Here is a 1,597-nt window from a genome sequence, read left to right on the forward strand (position 1 = left end):
CCTTGAGCCAAGTTTGATTCTCTTAAAGAATCGATGATTTTAAACTGAAGAGTTTGATCATGGCTCAGATTGAACGCTGGCGGCAGGCCTAACACATGCAAGTCGAGCGGAAACGATGGGAGCTTGCTCCCAGGCGTCGAGCGGCGGACGGGTGAGTAATGCATGGGAATCTGCCCGATAGTGGGGGATAACCTTTCGAAAGGAAGGCTAATACCGCGTACGTCCTACGGGAGAAAGTGGGGTTTCGGCCTCACGCTATCGGATGAGCCCATGTCGGATTAGCTAGTTGGTGAAGTAATGGTTTACCAAGGCGACGATCCGTAGCTGGTCTGAGAGGATGATCAGCCACACCGGAACTGAGACACGGTCCGGACTCCTACGGGAGGCAGCAGTGGGGAATATTGGACAATGGGGGCAACCCTGATCCAGCCATGCCGCGTGTGTGAAGAAGGCCTTCGGGTTGTAAAGCACTTTCAGCGAGGAGGAAAGCGTTAAGGTTAATACCCTTAGCGTGTGACGTTACTCGCAGAAGAAGCACCGGCAAACTCCGTGCCAGCAGCCGCGGTAATACGGAGGGTGCGAGCGTTAATCGGAATTACTGGGCGTAAAGCGCGCGTAGGCGGTTTGTTAAGCCAGATGTGAAAGCCCTGGGCTCAACCTAGGAACGGCATCTGGAACTGGCAAGCTAGAGTACAGTAGAGGAAGGTGGAATTCCACGTGTAGCGGTGAAATGCGTAGATATGTGGAGGAACACCAGTGGCGAAGGCGGCCTTCTGGACTGATACTGACGCTGAGGTGCGAAAGCGTGGGGAGCAAACAGGATTAGATACCCTGGTAGTCCACGCCGTAAACGATGTCAACTAGCCGTTGGGAGCCTTGAGTTCTTAGTGGCGCAGCTAACGCACTAAGTTGACCGCCTGGGGAGTACGGCCGCAAGGTTAAAACTCAAATGAATTGACGGGGGCCCGCACAAGCGGTGGAGCATGTGGTTTAATTCGATGCAACGCGAAGAACCTTACCTACTCTTGACATCCTGCGAACTTGCTAGAGATAGCTTGGTGCCTTCGGGAACGCAGTGACAGGTGCTGCATGGCTGTCGTCAGCTCGTGTTGTGAAATGTTGGGTTAAGTCCCGTAACGAGCGCAACCCCTATCCTTATTTGCCAGCGAGTTAAGTCGGGAACTCTAAGGAGACTGCCGGTGACAAACCGGAGGAAGGTGGGGACGACGTCAAGTCATCATGGCCCTTACGAGTAGGGCTACACACGTGCTACAATGGCCGGTACAACAGGTTGCTAACCCGCGAGGGGGAGCTAATCCGCAAAAACCGGTCGTAGTCCGGATTGGAGTCTGCAACTCGACTCCATGAAGTCGGAATCGCTAGTAATCGCGAATCAGAATGTCGCGGTGAATACGTTCCCGGGCCTTGTACACACCGCCCGTCACACCATGGGAGTTGATTGCACCAGAAGTAGCTAGCTTAACCTTCGGGAGGGCGGTTACCACGGTGTGGTTAATGACTGGGGTGAAGTCGTAACAAGGTAGCCGTAGGGGAACCTGCGGCTGGATCACCTCCTTAACGACGGCCCCAACCCCCC

At 54.4% G+C, this 1,597-nt stretch carries 1 rRNA gene; it reads left to right on the forward strand.

From position 1 onward, the window contains the following. The first annotated feature begins 41 nt into the window (after positions 1–41). Positions 42–1,578, forward strand: a 16S ribosomal RNA gene (locus BM185_RS14565). Positions 1,579–1,597: the final 19 nt, after the last annotated feature.

Origin of the sequence: Marinospirillum celere, assembly GCF_900112235.1 — a bacterium.
Classification (GTDB): domain Bacteria; phylum Pseudomonadota; class Gammaproteobacteria; order Pseudomonadales; family Halomonadaceae; genus Marinospirillum; species Marinospirillum celere.